Origin of the sequence: Streptomyces sp. NPDC058326 (assembly GCF_042879855.1) — a bacterium.
GTDB lineage: Bacteria > Actinomycetota > Actinomycetes > Streptomycetales > Streptomycetaceae > Streptomyces.
In genome coordinates this window covers 47,391-67,959 of sequence record NZ_JBHVZO010000009.1, presented here as the reverse complement: position 1 = coordinate 67,959, position 20,569 = coordinate 47,391, and the positions used below count along the sequence as shown (strand labels likewise).

18 protein-coding genes are annotated in these 20,569 nt (G+C 73.5%); 7 read left to right on the top strand and 11 right to left on the bottom strand.

Annotation, left to right across the window (positions count from 1 at the left end):
• Window positions 1–15 precede the first annotated feature (15 nt).
• Window positions 16–1,053 carry a DUF3533 domain-containing protein gene (locus ACFVYX_RS18385; RefSeq protein ID WP_389682414.1) on the top strand — a complete coding sequence of 346 codons (1,038 nt, stop codon included), beginning with the start codon at window positions 16–18 and terminating at the stop codon, window positions 1,051–1,053.
• Between the two features lie 79 nt (window positions 1,054–1,132).
• On the opposite strand, the gene ACFVYX_RS18380 is transcribed toward ACFVYX_RS18385, so the two are convergent.
• The 5 genes from ACFVYX_RS18380 to ACFVYX_RS18360 form a co-directional block, all read right to left on the bottom strand.
• Window positions 1,133–1,999 (bottom strand): S1 family peptidase, encoded by an 867-nt coding sequence (locus ACFVYX_RS18380; RefSeq protein ID WP_389682413.1) that lies wholly within the window; start codon window positions 1,997–1,999, stop codon window positions 1,133–1,135.
• Between the two features lie 199 nt (window positions 2,000–2,198).
• Window positions 2,199–2,987, bottom strand: coding sequence for a DUF1684 domain-containing protein (locus ACFVYX_RS18375; protein ID WP_389682411.1), 789 nt, complete (start codon window positions 2,985–2,987; stop codon window positions 2,199–2,201).
• A gap of 108 nt (window positions 2,988–3,095) precedes the next feature.
• A complete protein-coding gene (locus tag ACFVYX_RS18370) occupies window positions 3,096–4,901 on the bottom strand; it encodes an FAD/NAD(P)-binding protein (protein ID WP_389682410.1) in 1,806 nt (601 codons plus the stop codon).
• Window positions 4,898–5,020 (bottom strand): hypothetical protein, encoded by a 123-nt coding sequence (locus ACFVYX_RS18365; RefSeq protein ID WP_389682409.1) that lies wholly within the window; start codon window positions 5,018–5,020, stop codon window positions 4,898–4,900. The genes ACFVYX_RS18370 and ACFVYX_RS18365 overlap by 4 nt, the downstream gene beginning before the upstream one ends.
• Window positions 5,021–5,200: 180 nt before the next feature.
• Window positions 5,201–6,511, bottom strand: coding sequence for a DUF5685 family protein (locus ACFVYX_RS18360; protein ID WP_389682408.1), 1,311 nt, complete (start codon window positions 6,509–6,511; stop codon window positions 5,201–5,203).
• 311 nt (window positions 6,512–6,822) lie between these two features.
• Between ACFVYX_RS18360 and ACFVYX_RS18355 the strand changes: the two genes are divergently transcribed.
• Complete coding sequence (locus ACFVYX_RS18355) at window positions 6,823–7,257, top strand: cell division protein SepF (protein WP_389682407.1); 435 nt, start codon at window positions 6,823–6,825, stop codon at window positions 7,255–7,257.
• A gap of 42 nt (window positions 7,258–7,299) precedes the next feature.
• On the opposite strand, the gene ACFVYX_RS18350 is transcribed toward ACFVYX_RS18355, so the two are convergent.
• The gene (locus ACFVYX_RS18350; RefSeq protein ID WP_389682406.1) at window positions 7,300–9,072 is read right to left on the bottom strand and encodes an MFS transporter; all 1,773 of its coding nucleotides are present in this window, start codon (window positions 9,070–9,072) and stop codon (window positions 7,300–7,302) included.
• A 405-nt stretch (window positions 9,073–9,477) separates the two neighbouring features.
• Between ACFVYX_RS18350 and ACFVYX_RS18345 the strand changes: the two genes are divergently transcribed.
• Window positions 9,478–10,359: a phosphatase PAP2 family protein gene (locus ACFVYX_RS18345; RefSeq protein ID WP_389682405.1), complete on the top strand. Its 882-nt coding sequence runs from the start codon at window positions 9,478–9,480 to the stop codon at window positions 10,357–10,359.
• 73 nt (window positions 10,360–10,432) lie between these two features.
• Here ACFVYX_RS18345 and ACFVYX_RS18340 read toward each other — a convergent pair whose 3' ends face one another.
• The gene (locus ACFVYX_RS18340) at window positions 10,433–10,648 is read right to left on the bottom strand and encodes an I78 family peptidase inhibitor (RefSeq protein ID WP_384115167.1); all 216 of its coding nucleotides are present in this window, start codon (window positions 10,646–10,648) and stop codon (window positions 10,433–10,435) included.
• Window positions 10,649–10,968: 320 nt separating this feature from the next.
• On the opposite strand from ACFVYX_RS18340, the gene ctaD reads away from it, so the two are divergent.
• Entirely contained in the window at window positions 10,969–12,681 is a 1,713-nt protein-coding gene (gene ctaD, locus ACFVYX_RS18335) for a cytochrome c oxidase subunit I (RefSeq protein ID WP_389682599.1), read from the top strand.
• Window positions 12,682–12,753: 72 nt separating this feature from the next.
• Here ctaD and ACFVYX_RS18330 read toward each other — a convergent pair whose 3' ends face one another.
• From ACFVYX_RS18330 to ACFVYX_RS18320, 3 genes are all read right to left on the bottom strand, one after another.
• Window positions 12,754–14,028: a glycosyltransferase family 4 protein gene (locus tag ACFVYX_RS18330; RefSeq protein ID WP_389682404.1), complete on the bottom strand. Its 1,275-nt coding sequence runs from the start codon at window positions 14,026–14,028 to the stop codon at window positions 12,754–12,756.
• 90 nt (window positions 14,029–14,118) lie between these two features.
• Window positions 14,119–15,408, bottom strand: a complete 1,290-nt coding sequence (locus ACFVYX_RS18325) for an ABC transporter substrate-binding protein (protein WP_389682403.1) — start codon at window positions 15,406–15,408, stop codon at window positions 14,119–14,121.
• Window positions 15,386–15,919, bottom strand: coding sequence for a hypothetical protein (locus ACFVYX_RS18320; RefSeq protein ID WP_389682402.1), 534 nt, complete (start codon window positions 15,917–15,919; stop codon window positions 15,386–15,388). Before ACFVYX_RS18320 ends, ACFVYX_RS18325 begins: the two co-directional genes overlap by 23 nt.
• A gap of 115 nt (window positions 15,920–16,034) precedes the next feature.
• Here ACFVYX_RS18320 and ACFVYX_RS18315 point away from each other — a divergent pair, with 115 nt between their 5' ends.
• Genes ACFVYX_RS18315 through ACFVYX_RS18305 form a run of 3 tightly spaced genes read left to right on the top strand, consistent with a single transcriptional unit; the run spans window position 16,035 to window position 19,776 of the window.
• Window positions 16,035–16,442, top strand: coding sequence for a hypothetical protein (locus ACFVYX_RS18315; protein WP_389682401.1), 408 nt, complete (start codon window positions 16,035–16,037; stop codon window positions 16,440–16,442).
• Window positions 16,430–19,093, top strand: coding sequence for an ATP-binding cassette domain-containing protein (locus ACFVYX_RS18310; RefSeq protein WP_389682400.1), 2,664 nt, complete (start codon window positions 16,430–16,432; stop codon window positions 19,091–19,093). Before ACFVYX_RS18315 ends, ACFVYX_RS18310 begins: the two co-directional genes overlap by 13 nt.
• The gene (locus tag ACFVYX_RS18305; RefSeq protein ID WP_389682399.1) at window positions 19,090–19,776 is read left to right on the top strand and encodes an ATP-binding cassette domain-containing protein; all 687 of its coding nucleotides are present in this window, start codon (window positions 19,090–19,092) and stop codon (window positions 19,774–19,776) included. The genes ACFVYX_RS18310 and ACFVYX_RS18305 overlap by 4 nt, the downstream gene beginning before the upstream one ends.
• A 7-nt stretch (window positions 19,777–19,783) precedes the next feature.
• On the opposite strand, the gene ACFVYX_RS18300 is transcribed toward ACFVYX_RS18305, so the two are convergent.
• A complete protein-coding gene (locus ACFVYX_RS18300; protein ID WP_389682398.1) occupies window positions 19,784–20,386 on the bottom strand; it encodes a transglycosylase family protein in 603 nt (200 codons plus the stop codon).
• Window positions 20,387–20,569 lie beyond the last annotated feature (183 nt).

The window sequence follows — 20,569 nt, the reverse complement described above, 5'->3', positions numbered from 1 at the left end:
CCGGAGCGTGAGGGCATGAGCCTCGTCGACGAACTGAAAAGCGCCGTCACGCCCCGAGCCGCCCTCCTGGTCGTCGGCGTCCTCGCCCTCCAGCTCCTCTTCATCGCCTCGTACGTCGGAGCCCTGCACCACCCCAAGCCGAGAGACGTGCCCTTCGGCGTCGTCGCGCCGCGACAGGTCTCCGCCCAGCTCCTCGGGCAGCTGGAGAAGCTCCCCGGCGAACCGCTCGCCCCCCGTACCGTCGCCGACGAGGCCGAGGCACGGAGGCAGATCCTGAACCGGGACATCGACGGCGCCCTGATCGTCGACCCCCGGGGCCGCACCGACACCCTGCTCGTCGCCTCCGGCGGCGGCACCGTGCTCTCCTCCGCCCTGGAGACGATCTTCACCCGGGTGGAGGCGGCACAGCAGCGCACCGTACGGACGGTCGACGTGGCCCCCGCCTCCGCGGCGGACTTCGACGGGCTCTCGGCCTTCTACCTCGTCGTCGGCTGGTGCGTCGGCGGCTACATCTGCGCCGCGATCCTGGCGATCAGCGCGGGCTCCCGGCCCGCCAACCGCGAGCGCGCGATCATCCGCCTCGGCGCGCTCGCCGTCTACTCGGTCCTCGGCGGCCTCGGCGGCGCGGTCATCGTCGGCCCGGTCCTGGGCGCCCTGCCCGGCAGCGTCGCCGCCCTGTGGGGCCTCGGCACCCTGGTCGTCTTCGCCGTCGGCGCCGCCACCCTCGCCCTGCAGTCGGTCTTCGGGATCGTCGGCATCGGCCTCGCGATCCTCCTGATCGTGGTCGCCGGCAACCCCAGCGCGGGCGGCGCCTTCCCGCTGCCGATGCTGCCCCCGTTCTGGAACGCGATCGGCCCCGCCCTGCCCCCGGGCGCGGGCACCTGGGCGGCGCGCTCGATCGCGTACTTCAAGGGCAACGCCATGACCGGCCCGATGCTGGTCCTCGCGGCCTGGGCGGTCGTCGGCGCGGCGGTCACCCTGGTGATGTCCTCGCTGAGGCGCGAGCCGGAGGCGGAGCCGATCGCCGGTGAGCTGAACGGCGTCAGGGCCTGAGACGCGGACGGGAGGCCCCCGGCGCCGGTGCGCCGGGGGCCTCCCGCTGTGCTCCCGGGGGCTGTGTGCCGTGTGTCGGCTAGTAGAGGCTGACCCGGTACTTGGCGAGGGCCTCAGGAACCGGCTGGTAGAAGGTGGTGCCGCCGGTGGAGCAGTTGCCGCTGCCGCCCGAGGTGAGGCCGAGCGCCTTGGTGCCGTCGTAGAGCGCGCCGCCGGAGTCACCGGGTTCGGCGCAGACGTTGGTCTGGATCATGCCGCGGACGGTCCCGCCGCCGGAGTAGTGGACGGTGGCGTTCAGGCCGGTGACGGTGCCGCTGCGGGTGCCGGTGGTGGAGCCGGAGCGCTTGACGGACTCCCCCACGTAGGCGTCGGCGGCGGTGAAGCCCCCGGTGTGGGCGAGCGAGGCGTTGTCGTAGCGGACGAGCGCGTAGTCGTTGCCGGGGAAGCTGGACCCGACGGTGGCGCCGATCAGGGTGGACTGGGCCGAGTTGGCGTACCAGGTCTTCACGACGTTGCCGCAGTGGCCGGCGGTGAGGAAGTAGTAGGTGCTGCCGCTGCGCACGTTGAAGCCGAGCGAGCAGCGGTAGCCGCTGCCGTAGATGGCGTCGCCCGCGCCGAGGAGGGGCTTGAAGACGCCGGGGGTGCGCTGGACCCGCAGGGCTCCGGCGTCGGCACCGGCCGCCTTGCGGATCTTCGCGATTCCCGCGTCGGTGACGGTGGAGTCGGCGGTGACGACGACCCGGCCAGCCGCTCTGTCCACGTACCAGGCGGTGCCGCCGACATCGGCGGCGTCGACGGCGGCGTCGGCGCGGGCGAGCTGGGCGGCTCCGGCCGGGCCGGGGACGGGGGCGGCCTGGGCGCCGGGGAGACCGACGGCCGTCACGGCCGCGATTCCGGCGACGAGGGCGAGCAGACGGGTGCGGGTGTTCCTCACAGTGCTCCTCACAGTTCTCCTTCTGGGAAAGCGGAGGGGCCCGTGGGTTGGCGGGCCCGTGAGGCGCCATCAGGTGACGTGTTCCTGACATGCACCATCAGCGATAGTGGCCCTCCCTGAGCGGACGCACAAGACCGCAGAACGGACGGATGCCCCCGCCGTCCCGGCCGGGGGCACCCGTCATCCCTGCCGCCTCCCGTCGAAGCCCTGGTCAGAAAGGGTTCAGCCGCCGCTCCCCCGCCGGGACGGCGGTGTCGAGCGTGTTCCCGGGCGGCGGGAACGGGCAGATGAAGTGGTCGACGAAGGCGCACGGCGGCAACAGCGCGCGGTTGAAGTCCACCGTCACCGAACCGTCCGCCGCGGGGGCCGCCGGGCGAAGGAAACGGAAGCGGTAGCTGTCCCTGCCGCTGGTGGCGTCCGCGAAGACCGCCCACAGGGAGCCGTCGTCCTCGACGGCCACCCGCAGGGTGTGCTCGCCGCCGTGCAGCTCGAAGACCAGCTCCCCGGAGAGGCCGAGACCGCGCTCCCTGCCGTCGGCGTTCTCGACCCGCACACTGCGGGTCTCCCCGTACGGGCGGAAGACGCCGGGCACCACCCAGCGCTCGTCGTACGGAGTGGCCTCGATGCCCCGGAAGGCGCGGCGCGCCTCCGAGCCGGGGTCGAAGTCCCGTACCGCCCAGTGCCCTTCGCGCCGCAGGACCACGAGCCGCCGTCCGGCCGACTCCACCCGGGACTCATGGATCGGCCCGTGGTCGGCGGTGAGCCTGACCGTGCCGCTGAAGGGCCTGCCGTCGACGGTGAGCGCGTCCTCGGCGCCCGCCGACAGGAGCACCTCGGCGCCGTCCTCCCGCCACTCACCGGGAACGGCCGGAAGCCTCCCCTCCGGGAAGTCCGCGAGCCAGTGGGTGCCCGTGAGGGAGAGCGGGCCGTACGAGGAGGAGACCGCGGCCTCGCGCTGCTCGTGCCAGTGCTGCCAGTCCTGCTGTGGATCCGTGCTCATGGTGTTCCAGCCTTCCATACGGGCCGGGGAAGCCCGAGGTGCTCCCGGAGCGTCGTGCCGGAGTACTCCGTTCGCCTCCGGGAGCGCCCGCGCGGGACGGGTGCGGGATCAGCCGCTCGGCGGCGCCGGGATCCGGCACCCCTGGTCGCGCAGAAACGTCAGCGCGGCCCGTGCGGTGACGTCGTTCTGCCGGAAGGGAACCCCTCCGGTACGGGGCCGGGTGAAGGCGCTGTCGGTGCGGGCGGTGGTGTGCGGACCGAGCGCGAAGCGGCGCGGGTGCGGGATTCCGTCGCGCTCCAGCACCCGGCCGTCGACGGGGTCGACGACGAGGAGGCCGCTGGTGGTGGCCCGTGTGCCCTCCTCGTACAGGGCGCGGAGGAGCGGGCTGCCGGTGAGTTCGAGGGTGGGGCCGGGGAGCCGGGCCTCGACGAGGGCGCGGGCCTCGGTCCACTCCCCCGGTACGGCTGCGGACGCGGCCCGGAAGCGTCCGCGTGCCTCGTCGGCCTCGACGGTGACCCGGGGCCCGAGGAAGCGGACGACTCCGGCGTGGGAGAGAGCGAGGAGCCGGCGCAGCCGGGGCCCGGGCGGCCCGGAGGCGAGACAGTTGAAGAAGCCGTGCCACCAGCCGCCGAGGTCGATGCGGTCTCCGAGTCGCAGGAGCTGTCCGTGGACGGAGAGCAGGCCGGCGAGGACGGCGGCGTCGGAGCTGTGCGCGGGGTCGTGACGGCGGATCAGGTCGTCGGTGACGTAGGCGCGCAGTCCGTGCTGGAGGGCGTGCGCCGAGGTGAAGCGGATGCCGTCCAGGGGGTCGTCGAGGGCCTCCAGGTCGAGCCGGTCGGCGGGGTCGGGGACGGCCGCTGCGACGAGGGCGGCCAGTTCCGCCCCGCGCGGCGGCGCCGCCTCGTAGGCCCGCTCGAAGTCGGACCAGGCGAGCGTGGTCCGCTCGGGATGGCTGGCGAAGAGCCGGTGGTAGTGGGCCCAGCCGAGCTCCTTGTCGACCAGGGGCCACACGTCACGCCGGAAGTCGACCGGTACGCGCTGTCCCAGCAGGGCGTCGGTCTGCCCGGGACCGAAGAAGCGGGGCAGTGGGGGCCGTTCGCCGTCGAGGACGTAGCCGATCTTGGAGTGGTACGGGACTCCCCGCCGGGATCCGACGTGCAGCACCGGCTCCTTGCCCGAGGGCACGTAGACGAGCGCGTCGCCCTCGCCCTCGTACCGCCCGCCGCGGCCCTCGGTGAGCAGCACCATCAGGTCGACGAAGGCGAGCCCGAAGCCGCGGACGAGGACGGACTCGCCGGCGGGCAGCGCTGTGAGGTCGGCGTCGGCGGTGAAGCCGGGCGGCAGGTGGACGAGGCCGTGGCGGGCGGCGAAGTCGCTCAGGGCCCGCTGCTCCGGGTCGGGTTCGGCGTCAAGGTGGCCGACGGTGAGGACGACGAGGTCGGCGAGGAGGGGCGCGGCGCCGCCCTCCAGCCAGACCCGCTGGCGTCCCTCGCGGGGGCCGCCGATCCGCACGGCGGTGGTGCGGTGGTCGTGGACGGTGACGGAGGCGGGCAGCGCGGCGCGGGCCCGCTCGTGCACCCAGCGCAGATAGGCGCCCTGCTGGGGGCGGGTGGGGAAGGCGCGTCCTTCGATGCCGGCCCATTCGGCGACCGTGGGTCCGGGCCGGACGGGGCCCGCCAGGTCCACCGTCTCGTCGGTGAACATGGTGACGTCCTCGGCCCGGGAGTTCGTCCAGAGCAGCGGGGACTGCGCGGTGCGCCAGATCCGGCCGGGCCCGGGTGGGTGCGGGTCGACGAGGTGGAGGTCGAGGGGGCTGTCGCCGTACAGCTCGGGCAGGTTGGCGGCGAGCCGTTCGAGGAAGCCGGTGCCCCGCGGCCCGGCACCGACGATCACGATCGACGGACGGGTGCTCACCGGGCACCGGCCGCGCCGCGGGCGTGGCGCCGCTCGGCGTGGCGCCGCTCGGCGCGGTGCCGCTCGGCGTGGCGCCGGCCGAGGGCCGTGGAGAGGGTTCTGACGAGGGTCGCGGACATGGCGATGACTCCGTGGATGCCAGAGGCGGATCGCACACGGGGGTGCGCCTTCACACGCACTGAGCACGGATCGGGCCCCTCAGCCCGATCCGCCCTTCGAGGCTAGGCGCTCAACACGGCCCGCTGTCAAGGATGTCCGCGCTGCGAGCCGTCGTCTCATCAGGTTCCGCCAACACGCCGTCAGCAGTCGCAGCCACAGCTGCAGTCGCCGCAGCAGCCCTCCCCCTCGCAGCAGGAGGAGCAGTTGCTGCAGCAGTCACAGCAGTCGCAGCAGTTGCCGGGGTCGCACTGCTGGCAGAGTCCGTCGCGCCGCTGACGGCTCCAGGGGTCCTCGAAGGACCCGCAGCACATCTGGCAGGTGCAGGCCAGACCGACCCAGAGGGCGCATCCGGCGATCAGTCCGCGCCGGTTCGGCGGTCCGGGCGGGAGCGGCCCGCCGGGACCACCGGGGCCGCCGGGGCCGGGTGCGTACGGTCCACCGGGGCCGCCGGGCCCGCCGGGACCGGGGGCGTACGGGTTGCCCGGGACGGGGCCGGGGCCGTTCGGAGCGTACGGGTTTCCCGGCACCGGCCCCTGGCCGTGGACGGCTCCGTGGCCCTGCCCCGCCTCAGCCCCGGGCGCCATGTGCGAGCAGCTCGTCGTGCCGAAGGCGCGGTTCACCGAGGTGCGGAGCTCGTGGGCGAGGAGGACGTGGGCGAGCTTGCCGTCGGCGAACTCGGCGTCCCGCAGCGCGAGCCGGATGCCGTGGAGGGCGTCGTCGGCGAGCCGGCGGGCCTCCTCGCGGGAGGTGCCGGTCGCGGTGAGCGGGTTCCAGGCACCGCTCGCCGCGTCGGCGGCCTGGTCCTCGACGGCGTCCAGGAGGTGGGCGAGGCGACCGAAGAGCCGGCCCGCCTCGGCGAGCGGCTCCGCGTTCCCCGGCCGTCCGGCGAGAACGGCGGTATGGGCGAAAGCGGCCGCGGTCGCGGTCTCGGTCGGTTCGGTCACGGCGAGCAGGGAGGTGCCGGGCCCGGCGAGGGCCTCGATCCCGGTCTGGCGGTCGACGGCGTCGACGAGCACGGCGGTGTCGAAGCCGAGGGCGCGGCCGGTCCTGGCTCCGGCCCGGTCCCAGGAGCGGGCGACCCGGCGGGCCGCGGCGGCGACGGGCCGCCGGGCCAACAGGCCGTCACGGTCGGCGACGTGGTCCCGTACCTTCGCCGACGCGAGGACGAGCGAGACGGCGGCGGCGAGGCGTGCGCCCTCGCCCTGGGCCACGGGAGCGGTCCGCATGCCGCGCAGCGGGCAGGGGCCCGCGGTACGGCGGCCGCTGGTGACCGCTCCGGTCTGAGCCTCCGTCAGGACGGAGACGATGAGCCCGTCGTAGTTGGTGACGACACGGGCGAACTGGCCGTGGTCGGCACGAAGTGCCAGGCAGAGGCCGCAGAGGTGGGCCATCCACTCGACCTTGAGACCGTCGGTCAGCCGATGTGCGCAGGGCCTGACGATTCCGAACAAGAGACTCCCCCGTGGGCTGTGCGCGGCGCCGCCGAGCGGCCTCGCGGCATGGTAGCGAGCGGGTGCGTTCACCCGTACGCGCCCATCGTCACCCTTCCAGCCCGACTTTCATATTTTCAGCTACATGGCTCACTCCCAGCTCCCGCATACCGCATGTTTCCTGACGAATCGCCAGAAGACGGTGCTCACGTTCTGCACCAGTACCGTCACGAATCTCCAGCGCGGCGCCCAACCACTTGGCGCGCGATCCGCATCATGGACGACGATAGGGACATGCGGAACCACAAGTGACCGCGCGAAAGGAGGCGTCCATGGGATCGGTGCGCAAGGCGAGTGCCTGGCTGGGACTCGTCGAGGACAACGACGAGCGTTACTACGACGACGAGTACGCCGACGGTGCCGAGGGCGGCGACACCTGGGTGACGGACCCCCGCGTCCGGGTGGCCACGGACACCGCCGAGGAGCGGGGCCGCCGGATCGCCACCGTCTCCCCGGACGGCTTCCGGGACGCCCGGGGCATCGGCGAGCTCTTCCGGGACGGGGTTCCGGTGATCGTGAACCTCACCGCGATGGAGCCGAACGACGCCAAGCGCGTGGTCGACTTCGCCGCCGGTCTCGCCTTCGGTCTGCGCGGATCGATCGAGCGCGTGGCGACGCGGGTCTTCCTGCTGACCCCGGCCGACACCCAGATCGTCACCGGCGAGACGGGCCGACGTCGGCAGGACGGTTTCTTCAACCAGAGCTGAGCGGGTCCGCCGGTACGGCCGGGCACCTCCCGAACGATCGGGTCAGTGCGCCGGACGCCCCGAGCCGGCGGGCTCGATCGCTTCCCGGGACGCGGGCACCCGCGGCTCGGACGACAGGGCGAGCCCGGCCGGTCCCACAGCGGCGACCGCCGCCGGGGGCCCCGAAGGTTCCGAGGGCCCCGAACACTCCACCCGCTTCGAAAGACCCCGCACCACCGGCTCCGCCGTCTCTTCCCGAGCCACCGAAGCCACCGGATCGACCGAATCGACCGAATCGACCGGGCACTCCATCACCCGGGGCAGCCGCCGCGCCATCACCGCGCCCAGGAGCAGCAGCCCCGCGCTCACGAAGAGCGTGATGTGCAGCCCGTTCACGAAAGCGTGCCGGGCCGCCTGGTGGAGCGCGCTGCCGGCCGCGCCGCCGAGCTGGTCGGCGACCTGGTAGGCCTCGCCGAGCGAGTTCGCGGCGGCCCTGCTCGCCTCTTCGGGCACCCCGGGGACGGCGGCGAGCCCGGGGCCGTAGGCCGCGTTCATCACACTGCCGAGCAGGGCGATGCCGATGCCCGCGCCGAGCTGGTACGAGGTCTCGCCGATCGCCGCAGCACCGCCCGCGCTGCGCTGCGGCGCCTCGCTCAGCATCGACTCGTACGCCGAGAAGAGCGTGGTCTGCAGGCCGAAGCCGAGCAGGACGAAGCCCACCGTGAGCAGCAGCGGCCGGTCGTGCTGCCCCATCAGGGTGAGCAGCAGCACGGCGGAGGCGGTGAGGACGAAGCCCCAGCCGACCATCCGGCGCGGCCCGATCCTGCGCAGGGTGTACGAGCCGGTGGCGCCCGCGGCCATGGCGGCGAAGGTGAGCGGGAGCAGCCGGAGCCCGGTCTCCAGGGGGGTGAGGCCCAGGACCAGCTGGAGGTACTGGACGGCGATCAGCTCCAGGCCGACCAGGGCCAGCATGCCGATGACGATGCAGCCGACCGAGGTGGTGAAGGCCGCCCGGGAGAACAGCCCCATGTCGATCAGCGGGTGCGGGCGCCGCCGCTGGCGCCGCACGAAGAGGACGAGGAGCACGGCGCCGAGCAGCAGCGGCCCCGCGGTCGGCAGGGCGAGGAACGGGTCGCCGGCCCCGGCGCGCTTGACGCCGAGGACACAGCCGAGGACACCGGCGGCGGCCATGAGCGCGCCGAGGACGTCCCAGGGTCCGTCGGCGGCCCCCCTGGACTCGGGGAGGAGGCGGCGGCCGAGCGGCAGGATCAGCGCCATCAGCGGAATGTTGATGAGGAAGACGGAGCCCCACCAGTAGTGCTCGACGAGGAAGCCGCCGAGGACCGGTCCGGCCGCTGCCCCGACCGCGGCGACCGCGGTCCAGACGCCGATGGCGGTGGCGCGCTCCCGCCGGTCGGGGAAGACCGCCCGGAGGATGGAGAGCGTGGCGGGCATGATCATGGCGCCGCCGACGCCGAGCAGCGCGCGGGCCGCGATGAGGACCGAGGGTTCGGTGGCGAGCGCGGCGACCGCCGAGGCGATGCCGAACAGCGCGTAGCCGAGGAGGAGGATCCTCCGCCGTCCGACCCGGTCCCCGAGGGTGCCGAAGAGGATGAGGAGCGAGGCACAGATCAGGGGGTAGGCGTCGACGATCCAGAGCAGCGCGGTGGAGCTGGGGCGCAGGTCCTCGGTGAGCGAGGGGACGGCGACGTGGAGGATGGTCGCGTCGAGGGCGACCAGGAGGAGGCTGACACAGAGGACGAGGAGAACGACCCAGCGGTTGACTCCGCCGGCGGCGGCGGGCGTTCGCTCTTGGGCCGTGTTCGTCCGCGACATGTACGTACCTCCCAGTGAAGCTCTCGCGCTCGGCGGGCCCCGACCAGGGCTTATGCCCCTGGAGCGGCCCGGCATCGACGGGCGAGTGAGCCGTCAGCGTACGCGAGTCCGAGGCCCGAGCGCGTGGTGCAGCTCTCACCCCGGCGGCCCCGCGGGTGTGGCGTACGCCACTCGGAGCGGCGCGCGCGTCGCATGGAATTCCGTACGGACGTCTGTTTGACGTAATTCCCGCGCGTTCAAACACCCTTCCGGAATGACCCTTGCGGCAATAGGGCGGAAGGTCATCGGATTTCCCGACGGACGTCGGTAATAGGCCGCCCACTGAGACCTACTCCACATCACATCAACATCACGAAGGGAGCGGATCGACCGGGTCTGCTTCTCACTCCCTGTAACGTCGATTGGGTGCGTACCGACATCTTTGCCCGGCTGGACCGGGAGCCGGAACCGCCGAAGATAGAGGTCCCGCGGATGACCCGCACGCGTCTCGCCCTCTTCGGCGGGACGTCGGCGTTCTATCTCGCCATGGTCATCGCCGTGCTCCTGTCGACCTGGCTGGTGACCCTCGACTGGAAGATCATGCTCTTCCGGCCGTACCAGCAGTGGCCCGGGATCCACGGCTTCCTCGACTACTACGTCGTCCTAGGTCAGCGCGGCCCCACGGCCGTCATGGTGGCCGCCTGGCTGGGCTGGCGCTCCTGGCGCCAGCACACCCTCCGCCCCCTGCTGTGCCTCGGCGCCGCCCTCCTGCTGCTCAACGTGTCGGTCGGCGCGGTCAAGCTCGGGCTCGGCCGCCTCGGACCGCACTACGCGACCCAGGTCGGCTCCGCCGAGCTCTTCGCGGGCGGCGATATATTCCCCTCCGGTCACACCGCCAACGCGGTGGTGACCTGGGGCATCCTCGCCTATCTGGCGACCACGCCGCGGGCCAGGCGCTATCTGTCGGCGCTCTCCGCCGTGGTCGCGCTCGGCGTGGGTCTCACCACCGTCTACCTGGGCACGCACTGGCTGAGCGACGTCCTCCTCGGCTGGGCGGCGGGGCTCCTCATCCTTCTCGCGCTGCCCTGGTGCGAGCCGGTCCTCGCCGTGGCGGAGTCGTGGATCCTCGCGGTGCGCGACGGGATGCGGGAGCGGCTGCGGGACCGCCGCCGTCTGGTGCCCTCGCTGCCCGTGGCCTCCGGCGGCCCGCGCCCCGGATTCTTCCCGCCGCGTCCGGCCGGCTCGGAGGAGCCGGTCCGGGAGGCCGTGGGAGTGGCCGGCCGCCGTACCCCGGCGACCCGCGGCTGACCACCACCGCCTCGCGCGGGACACACGACGAAAGGGCCCCGGCCGTCATCGGCCGGGGCCCTTCGCGTGTCTCTCAGCCGACCCAGCAGCGGGTGACCCTGCCGTCCTCGACCTCGAAGTTGATGCGTCCGACGAGGTATTCCATCGTGATGATCGAGCCCGGCGGCAGGGACCTGACCGTGCTCCAGCCCCTCGTCCTCGCGAGCTGGGCGGCGCCTTCCGCGTCGAGGCCCACATAGGACTCGGGGCTGTCGCGGGGCGGTTCGGGAGTGCGCGATGTGGGTGCCATGATCCTCACGTTAGTACCTCTGCGGTCACGCTTGTGTCACAAGTTACCGACACCTGTTCGGCTTGAGCGCCATCGCTCGGAGAGACGGTTTCCGGCCGTTTCTCCAGTAATTCCGCGAGAGCGCGGGCAGTTCACACGAAGAGGTCCTGAGCGGGCACGGAAGCGCCGACAGGAAAGGCCCCATTCCCTCTTCCCAGACACCCGACCGGAATTGCGTCGGCGACGCGCACGCGAGGCGCTCACTCTTCCCTTACACAATGCTTACGCTGTCCGGACGCCCGGAGACGCGGAGCCGGGACGACGGCGAGGCGGAGGCAGCCATGGGCATCGGGACAGTGACCGCGACCGCCGAATCGGCCCGGCAGCGGCACGGCCGCGTGGTGATCGACTGGCTGACCACGACCGACCACAAGAAGATCGGCCACCTCTATCTCGGGACCTCGTTCGTCTTCTTCCTGATCGCCGGGCTCATGGCCATGCTGATGCGGGCCGAGCTGGCCCGGCCGGGGCTCCAGATCGTCTCGAACCAGGAGTTCAACCAGGCCTTCACCCTGCACGGCACGATCATGCTGCTGCTCTTCGCGACGCCCACCTTCGCCGGCTTCGCCAACGAGCTGGTGCCCCTCCAGATCGGCGCGCCCGACGTCGCCTTCCCGCGGCTGAACATGCTCTCGTACTGGCTGTTCCTCCTCGGCGGCCTGATGGTCCTCGGCTCGCTGCTCGTGCCCAGCGGGCCGCCCGCCTTCGGCTGGACCGCGTACACACCCCTGAGCGGCCTCGAACGCTCCCCCGGCATCGGAGCCGACCTGTGGATCACCGGGCTCGCGCTCTCCGGCTTCGGCACGATCCTCACCTCGGTGAACTTCCTGGCGACGATCATCGGGATGCGGGCGCCCGGCATGACCATGTTCCGCATGCCGATCTTCACCTGGAACGTGCTCTTCACCGCGGTCCTGGTGCTCATGGCCTTCCCGGTCCTCGCCGCGGCGCTGCTTGTCCTCGAATCGGACCGGCGCCTCGGCTCCGTGGTCTTCCAGCCTTCGAGCGGGGGCGCGCTGCTCTGGCAGCACCTCTTCTGGTTCTTCGGCCACCCCGAGGTCTACATCATCGCGCTGCCGTTCTTCGGGATCGTCAGCGAAATCATCCCGGTCTTCGCCCGCAAGCCGATCTTCGGGTACACGACGCTGATCGGCGCCACCATGGCGATCACCGGTCTCTCGGTGGTCGTCTGGGCCCATCACATGTTCGCGACGGGCGCGGTGCTGCTGCCGTTCTTCTCGATGCTCTCGTTCCTCATCGCGGTGCCCACCGGGGTGAAGTTCTTCAACTGGACCGGAACGATGCTCCGGGGCTCGCTCTCCTTCGAGACCCCGATGCTGTGGTCCGTCGGCTTCCTGGTCTCGTTCCTCTTCGGCGGCCTCACCGGAGTGATCCTGGCCTCGCCGCCGATGGACTTCCACGTCACCGACTCGTACTTCGTGGTGGCCCACTTCCACTACACGGTCTTCGGCACGGTCGTCTTCGCGACCTTCGCCGGCTTCTCCTTCTGGTGGCCGAAGTTCACCGGCCGGATGCTCGACGAGCGGCTCGGGAAGATCCACTTCTGGACCCTCTTCACCGGCTTCCACCTGACCTTCCTCGTGCAGCACTGGCTCGGCGCGGAAGGCATGCCCCGGCGGTACGCCGACTACCTGGACGCGGACGGCTTCACCGCCCTCAACACCGTCTCCACCATCGGCGCCTTCCTGCTCGGCGTGTCCACGCTGCCGTTCCTCTACAACGTGTGGCGGACATGGCGGTACGGGGCGAAGGTCGACGTGGACGACCCGTGGGGCTTCGGGCGCTCCCTGGAGTGGGCGACCTCGTGCCCGCCGCCCCGGCACAACTTCACGAGCGTGCCCAAGATCCGCTCGGAGGCCCCGGCCTTCGACCTGCACCACCCGGATTTCGCGGAGTACGACCGGATGCGGCTCACGAGTCCGCCGCCGGAGCGCCGGCCCGCCGGTCGGGAGCGCGGGACAACAGGTCCCTGAGCGCCGCACCCGGCCGGCCGGACGGTCCTGCGGGTGGCCGTCCCGCCGTGGCCGCGATACTCGAAGCGCGGGTCAGCGGAGGCGGCGGACCAGCCGGCCCACCTTCGCCTTCAGGGTGTAGACCGCGTCCACGGCCCGGCCGACCTCCCGGTGGAGCGACGCCTTGGCCGGGGGGTGGGTGCGCCGGCCGGCACCCCGTTCGACGAGCTCCGTCCAGAGCGCCTCGTGCCGGGCGGCGATCCGGGCCGGGTCGAAGCGTTCGGAGGCGGCGAGCGCCGCCCGCGCCGTCTTGGCGCGCAGCTCGTCGTCCTCCACGAGCCGGCGCAGCGCCCGCGCGAACGAGGCGACGTCGTCGACCGGCACCAGGAGCCCGTCGACACCGTCCTCGATGATCTCGCGCGGTCCGTGCGGGCAGTCGGTGGAGACGACCGGGAGTCCGCAGCGCATCGCCTCGACGATGCTCATGCCGAAGGACTCGCGCTGCGAGGTGACGGCCGCGATCGAGCCCTTGGCCCACGCCGGTTCCATCGGAGTCACGGAGCCCATGAGGAAGGCCTGCCCGTCGAGGCCCCGGTCCTTGATCTGCCGGGCGAGGGCGCCCTTGACGTCCTGGACCGCGTCGCCGGCTCCGTAGATCCGCAGCTTCCAGTCGGGGTGGTCGGCCGCCACCTCGGCGAAGGCGTCGATCAGCAGGTCGTACCGCTTGACGCGGGTCAGCCTGCCCGCCGCGACGACGGTCTTCGCCGCGGGGTCGGCGGCCGGCACGGAGGGTGCCGGCACGCTGTTCGGCACGGCCTCGATCCGTACGCCGGGCAGGCCGAGGCGCCGGTAGGTGCGGGCGTCCGCCTCGGTGACGGTCGTGACGGCGTCGAGGAGCGGGTACTCGTGGCCGATGTCCCGGCGGAGCCGGAAGCTGTGGCCCTCCAGGATCAGATGCTCCTGCCCGACGAGGACCGGCCCCCGCCGGGCCTGCCGGGCGAGGTGGACGTTGAGCCCGGGGCGGGTGCCGACGAGGACGTCGGCCTCGACGCCGCGCAGGTGCTCCCCGATCCGGGCGTCGGTGAGCGCGCTGTACTGCTTCCAGCGTCCGTCGCCGCGCGGAAAGACCTCGGCGGGCCGGTGGAAGTCGGGGTGGTCGCCGTCGTACCCGGGGCTGTCCTCGCGCAGGTCGACGAGGTGGCGCAGGGTCACCCCCGAGGGCAGGCCGAGGCGCGGACGGTCGCGGTGGCGGAACACGGAGACGATCTCGACCTCGTGACGTTCCGCCAGTTCCTCGGCGAGGGTGAAGGTCGTGCGGATCGTGCCGCCGTAGTGGTAGCCGTTGTGGAGCAGAAAGGAGATACGCATCGCGCTGCCGGTTCCCCCCGGTCAGTTGATCGGTCGCCCGACTGTACTGCCGGTGACGGGCCGCCGTTCACGGGCGCGGCCCGGCGGGGGTCACGGCCGGTAGCCGAGCTGGGGCACGGTCGCGCAGTTCTGCGTCATCTCGCCCTGGCTCACCCAGCCCCGGCCGTCCTGCCAACGGGCCACGGACAGGCAGGTGTTCCGGGTCGCGGGCGGCCGCGCCAGGTGCTCGTAGCGGACGGGGAGCAGGAGTCCCCGCGCGGTGTACGGCTCCGGACGGTTCATGAACCCCTCCACGCACTCCCGGGTGAGTCCGCCTCCGGCGAGGCAGGAGCGGGCCGCGTCGGTGAACCACATCGCAGCGGCCCATCCCTCCAGCTGCCACTGGGACAGCGGCCGCCCTCCCATCGCCGCGCGGAACTCGCGGACCGCCGGGTGCCCGGTGTCCTGGTGGTTGCGGCTGGATCCGGTCGCCCACAGGGCGTCCCGGCAGCCGGGGGCGCGGGCGTAGTCGCGGGCGACGGACGAGGACCAGTTCTGCGCGTGGGTGACCTTGGCGGCGACCCGTACCCCGAGGGTCTCCATCGCCTCGCAGAGGCGCACGTTGCCGTGGGTGTCCATGGCGTCGAAGAGGACGTCGACGTGCTGGGCCCGCAGATCGGCGGCGACCGCGCGGAAGTTGGGCAGGGCGAAGTCCACCTGTTCCTCGACGACCCGGTAGCCCTCGGCGCGCAGCCCCCGGGTGACGAGCCGGGCGTAGGCGGCGGACGCGGCCTGGTTGTAGGAGACGACGGCGGCGGTCCTCGCGCCCCGCTCCTTCGCGAACCAGCGGTAGACCTCGGTCCCGCCGTACAGGACCCCGCCCCAGCCGGGTTCGCCGCCGGTGCGCGGGGCGGAGCTGCCGTAGATCCCGTAGAGGTGCGGATACGTGTCGTACGCGGGGGTGAGCGGCTGACCGCCGATGTCGGGGACGCCGGCGCGGGAGACGAGCGGCGCGCCCGCGTAGTCGAGGGCGGTGGTGGCGACGAGGGCGAAGACCCGGCGTTCGTCGACGAGCCGGTGCACGCACGCGTTGTTGCCGACGCCGCTGCCGCCGTCGTCGCAGGTCTCGAGCTCGATCCGGCGCCCGTCGAGGCCGCCGCGGGCGTTGAGGGCGTCGAACCAGGCGCGGGCCCCGTCGCGGGGGCCGGTGAGCGCCTGCCCGCCGACCGGGCTGGTGGCGCTGGTGATGATCCCGACGCGGAGCGGCTCACCGCCGGAGGGGTGCGCGGTGGGCCGCGTCTCGAAGGCGCGCTCGGGGAGCCGGCTGCCGCAGGCCGTGAGGAGGAGGGCGAGCGCCAGGAGCAGCGCCGCTCCCGCCTCAGCAGCCCTGGACGGTGACACCGCTCAGCTCGACCAGGCCGCACAGGGTCTTCACGGAGACCTTCCAGGTGTCGTCCTGGAGCACGGAGGTGCCCTGCGCGCCGGGCAGGGCCGGGTTTCCGCCGACCAGCAGGTCGTAGGTCACGTTCGCCCCGGTGGCGGAGGTGAACTCGACGCCCGTGACCTTCGCGGAGGTCATGGCCGCGTTCTTGTCACCGGCGAAGGCCCCGAGGACTCCCCGCATCCGCTCCCCGTCCTCCAGGAGCCCCACCTTCTCGGCCTCGGGGGTCTTCGGGTCGAAGAACGCCGTCCAGTTCCTGGTGATCTCCGCCTCGGCCGCGGCGGGGTCGTCGGGCTCGTCGGCGCCCGGGGGCTCCGCCGTCATCCCGGGCGGTGCCGAGGTTTCGATCGTCTGCTCGGAGCGGCCCTCGCCGTCGTCGGCGCAGCTCGCGAGGGCGGGTGTCAGGCCGAGGACGGCGGCGGCCGCGAGGGCCGCCAGGCGGGGACGTCGGCCGGGTCGTTCGGAAATCATCTGGCTCACCACCGGGTGTCCCTCGGGGCCGTACGGCCGGATGCTTCCAGAGTGGGACGAATGGGGGCATGGCGCAAGATCGGGCATAGTGCGAGGAAGAGGCGAGGGAGGCTCCGTGCCGACATCCCGGATCCTGCTGTGGAGCGGTCTCGTGGCGGCCGTCGGGGGCGCCGTCCTGTGCGTACTCGGCTGGTACGGGATCTCCGGCGAGCGGTTCGCGGAGCGGCAGCTGCCCTATCTGGCCTCGTGCACGGTGCCGGGGGCGGCGCTGATCGTGGCGGGAGCGGTGCTCGTCGTCGCGGCGTACGCGCTTCCCGTACGCCCTGCCGAGCCGCGCGTGGCGGAGGAACCCTCCCCGCCGTCCCCGGCCCCCTCCTCCGACGGCCCGCCGCTCCGCGTCCCGGGCGGGGCCCTCGCGCACCGGCCTGACTGCCCGCTCGTCGCGGGCAGGGAGACGGCCGTGGAGGCGGCCGGAGACCCGTCCCTGAGGCCCTGTCCGGTGTGTGAGCCGTGGCCTCCCTGACGTACGAGCTGACGCTCGCCGGCCTCGCGGTCGGCAGCGCCGCCGCGCTCACCGGGATCGGCCTGATCGTCACCCACCGGACGACCGGCGTGCTGAACCTGGCGCACGGCGCCGTGGCCATGTTCTGCGCGTACGTGCTGCGCCAGCTGGTGGTCGACGGCGGCTGGCCGCTGCTCCCCGCCGCCCTCCTGACCCTCCTGGTGGTCGCCCCCGGCATCGGTCTCGTCCTGGACCGCGCGGTGTTCCGGCCCCTCGCCCGGCGCGGGGCGAACCCGGCGCAGTCGCTGGTGGCCTCCGTCGGCGTCTTCGTCCTGCTCGTCGGCGCGGCGGTGCTGCTCTGGGGACCGGGAGCCCGGGACGACGCGCCGGTCCTCCTCGGCGACGACCCCTGGGCGCAGCTCGGAGCGGTGGTCGCGCTCGCGTGTCTGGTGGGGGCGGTGACCCGGTGGACGCGGTTCGGGCGGGAACTGCGGGCCGTCGTCGACAACCGGCCGCTCGCGGTGCTCTCCGGGATCGACGCGGACCGGGTCGCGGCGGCCGGCTGGGCGTTCGGCTCGTTCACCGCCGGCCTCACCGGGGTCCTGCTCACCCCGTACGTGCGGCTCGACCCGTACGGGATGCCGCTGCTTGTCATCGAGGTGATCGCGGTCGCGGTCATCGCCCGGATGCGGTCGCTGCCGGTCGCGGTGGCGGCCGCGCTCGTCATCGGCGTGGCCCAGGCCCAGCTGACCCGGCTGCATCCGGAGGGCTGGGCGGGCCCGCTGCTCCAGGCCGTGGGGGCGAACCTGTTCGTGGTGGCGCTCCTGGTCGCGGCACTCGTGCTGCCGGGGATCGGTGGCAAGGGCGTGGACGCGCTGCCACCCCCGGTGCGCTCCGGGCGGGTGCCGGGAGGAGTGTGGGTCGTCGTCGGTGTCCTGTTCCTCCTCCCGCTCGGCTTCGCCGGATCGGACCTGCGCACGGCGATCCAGGTGCCCGCGCTGTCGGTGGTCCTGCTGTCCCTCGTGGTGGTCGCGGGGCGGGGAGGCCAGATCGCGCTGGGGCAGGCGGCGTACGCGGGCCTGGGCGCCCTGTTCACTGCGCTCCTGACGGCACGCGGGGTGCCCGGCCTTGTGGCGCTCGGCCTCGCGGTGCCGCTGGTGGCCGTCGTGGGCCTGCTGACCGGCCGGCCGGCGATCCGGCGGCACGGCCTCGCCCTGGCGCTCGTGACCCTGGCGACCGGGGTGGCGGTGAGCCGCTTCGTCCTCACCCAGCCGTACGCGACGGCGGGCCTCTCCCTCGGCCGTCCGGCGGGCTTCTCCGACGACCGCGCCTTCTACGCCCTCGAACTCCTCGTCCTCGCGGGCTGCCTGGCCCTGGTGGCGGCGCTCCGTCGGGGCCGCACGGGCCGCGCGCTCGCCGCGCTGCGGGACCACGAGCCGGGCGCGGAGGCGGCGGGCGTCGCCGTCCCCCGTCTCAAGCTCCTCGCCTTCGTCCTGGGCGCGGCCCTCGCCGCCCTCGGCGGCGGACTCCTCGGCATGGGCCTGCGCGCCTTCGACCCGGAGGCGTACGACCCGGTGCGCGGCCTGCTCTGGTGTGCGGCGGTCCTGGTCCTCGGCGCCGACAGCCTCCTCACCCCGATGGCCGCGGCCGCCCTCCTGGTCACCCTGGACGCGGGCCCGTACGCGGGCACGGCGGCCGCTCTGCTCGGTCTCCTGGCCGCCTTCACGGGCCGTGTCCCGCCCCTGACGAACCTGCTGCCGCAGGGAGGACGGCCGGACACGAGAGCACCGGGGACAAGCCGGCCGGCCGCGCCGGGTCCGACGGGGCCGAGGGGGATCCGGCCGGTCCGGACGGTCGACCGTCGTCCGTCCGGCCCGCCGCCGGCCGCCGGCGGCGCCGCGCCGCCCACGGGAGAGCCCGCACCTCTTTCGACCAGTGGTTCGGGTGGTGCGGCCGGGGCCCATCCGGCCGGAGGACGGACGCGCCTCCGCCGGCCCGCACCCGGCGACGTGCCCCCACCGGTCCCGACCCTCCGCGCCCACCATCTCACCCTCACCTACCCCGGAGGGCTCACCGCCCTCGACGACGTCACCCTCGACCTCGCCCCCTCCCGCATCACCGCCCTCATCGGCCCCAACGGCGCCGGCAAGTCCACCCTCTTCGACTGTCTCGCCGGCGCCCTCCGCCCCCACCGGGGGCGGATCACGCTCGGCGGAACCGACATCACCTCCCGCACGGCCCACGCCAGAACCCGCCTCGGCATCGCGCGGACCTTCCAGCGACTCGCCGTCTTCCCCTCGCTCACCGTCGAGGAGAACGTCCGCCTCGGCGAGGAGCAGGGCCATGTCCGCAACGACCCGGCCGCCGTCGAGCGCAGCCTGCGGCTGCTCGGGCTCGCCGGGCCCGTACGGCACGAGACGGCGGCGGAGCTGCCCACCGGGACGCTGCGCCGGGTCGAGCTGGCCCGCGCGCTCGCCGGGCAGCCGCACACGCTGCTGCTCGACGAGCCCGCCGCCGGTCTGGACGCCGCCGAGACGGCCGCGCTGGCCCGGATCCTCGCCGCCCTTGCCGCCGACGGCCTGACGGTCCTGGTCGTCGAGCACGACCTGGACCTCGTCGCGGGGATCGCCGACACGGTGCACACCATGGAAGGCGGCCGGATCGTGTCATGAGCGTCGAGATCGCCCTGAGCGCCGCCCGGGTCCGCTACGGCCCCCTGGAGGCCTTGCACGGCCTGGACCTGCCCGTGCCGGCCGGTACGGTCACCGTCCTCCTGGGCCGCAACGGCTCGGGACGTACGACGGTCCTGCGCGCCCTCGCGGGCACCGTGTGCCTCTCCGCGGGCCGGGTCGTGTGGCGCGGCGCCGACGTGACCCGTCTGCCGGCCCACGACCGGGCGCGCCGGGGGTTGTGCTACGTACCGGATCTGGAGGCGGTGTACGCGCACCTCACCGTCGCCGAGAACCTCGCGCTGGCCGTGGCCGCTACCGGGCCCCCGAGCACATCCCGGGCCGCTCCCCCGTACCCGGAACTCGTCCCCCTGCTGTCCCGGACAGCCGGAACGCTCTCCGGCGGCGAGCGCCGCATGCTGGCCCTCTCCCGCGCCCTCCTCGCGGCACCCGCGCGCGTGGTGCTGGTCGACGAGCCGTCGCTCGGCCTGGCCGCGCCGGTCGCGGCCCGTACGTACCGGAGGCTCGCGGCGCTCGCCCTGGAGGGCGGGGCCGCGGTGGTCCTGGCGGAGCAGCGCGTACCGGACGGGCTGCCGCCCGGCTCGCTGGTGCACGAGCTGCGGCGCGGCTCCCTCGCGTTCAGCGGGGAGGCGGCCGAGCGCGCCGGACCGGCCGCGCCCGGCTGAGGACGCCTCAGAGCGGGTGGAACCGCAGCATGGTCCCGACGACGATCCGGTTCGGATCGGCCCCGATCAGGTCGCGGTTCGCCGCGTACAGCGCCTGCCAGCCGCCCTTGACGCCGAAGCGGCGGGCGATCGAGCTGAGCGTGTCACCGGGCTGGACGGTGTGGACGCGACCGCTCAGCCCGTACCGCTTGGAGCAGACCGGCCAGGCCCCCCACCCCTGGGTGCGGAGGACCTCCTCCGCGACGGCGATCTGCTGCGGGCGGGTCGCCAGGTCGGCGCGGGGGGCGTACTTCAGTCCGCCGTGCTCGACCCAGGTCGGGTGCCAGAACTGGAGTCCGCCGTAGAAGCCGTTCCCGGTGTTGATGTGCCAGCGGCCGCTGCTCTCGCACTCGGCGACGCAGCCCCACGGCCACTGGTCCTTCGCACAGGCGTACGTGGGCACGGCGGCGGCCGTGCGCAGCCCGTCGGACACGTCCCGCAGCACGGCGGACGCGTCCCGGGCCCCCACCGGCACGTCCCGCGCCGAGGCGGGCGCCGGGGCGAGAGTCAGCAGCGCGGCGGCGGACGCCGCCACGAGGGAACCGGTCGTCCAAAATCGGATCTTCGACATCGGGGCAGGCTAGGCAGCCACCCGGCGCCCCCGGTCCGTGCCGCGCGGAACGCTGTTCACATCCCACCCGGTCGGAGTCACCGGCCCCGCCGCACGAGCCGGTGGCAACTTGCCTCGCTTCCGCGCGTGACCCCGGCCGAGCCTGACCCGTTGAACTCGGCATGAGACGACCGGGAACGGCCC

Bases quoted from the DNA above. Each gene is read 5' to 3' on its own strand.
- ACFVYX_RS18385 (WP_389682414.1), top strand. From the start codon at position 16: ATGAGCCTCGTCGACGAACTGAAAAGCGCCGTCACGCCCCGAGCCGCC.
- ctaD (WP_389682599.1), top strand. From the start codon at position 10,969: ATGGGCATCGGGACAGTGACCGCGACCGCCGAATCGGCCCGGCAGCGG.
- ACFVYX_RS18365 (WP_389682409.1), bottom strand. From the start codon at position 5,020: ATGTCCGCGACCCTCGTCAGAACCCTCTCCACGGCCCTCGGCCGGCGC.
- ACFVYX_RS18340 (WP_384115167.1), bottom strand. From the start codon at position 10,648: ATGGCACCCACATCGCGCACTCCCGAACCGCCCCGCGACAGCCCCGAG.
- ACFVYX_RS18320 (WP_389682402.1), bottom strand. From the start codon at position 15,919: ATGATTTCCGAACGACCCGGCCGACGTCCCCGCCTGGCGGCCCTCGCG.
- ACFVYX_RS18330 (WP_389682404.1), bottom strand. From the start codon at position 14,028: ATGCGTATCTCCTTTCTGCTCCACAACGGCTACCACTACGGCGGCACG.
- ACFVYX_RS18375 (WP_389682411.1), bottom strand. From the start codon at position 2,987: ATGAGCACGGATCCACAGCAGGACTGGCAGCACTGGCACGAGCAGCGC.
- ACFVYX_RS18300 (WP_389682398.1), bottom strand. From the start codon at position 20,386: ATGTCGAAGATCCGATTTTGGACGACCGGTTCCCTCGTGGCGGCGTCC.
- ACFVYX_RS18305 (WP_389682399.1), top strand. From the start codon at position 19,090: ATGAGCGTCGAGATCGCCCTGAGCGCCGCCCGGGTCCGCTACGGCCCC.
- ACFVYX_RS18355 (WP_389682407.1), top strand. From the start codon at position 6,823: ATGGGATCGGTGCGCAAGGCGAGTGCCTGGCTGGGACTCGTCGAGGAC.
- ACFVYX_RS18350 (WP_389682406.1), bottom strand. From the start codon at position 9,072: ATGTCGCGGACGAACACGGCCCAAGAGCGAACGCCCGCCGCCGCCGGC.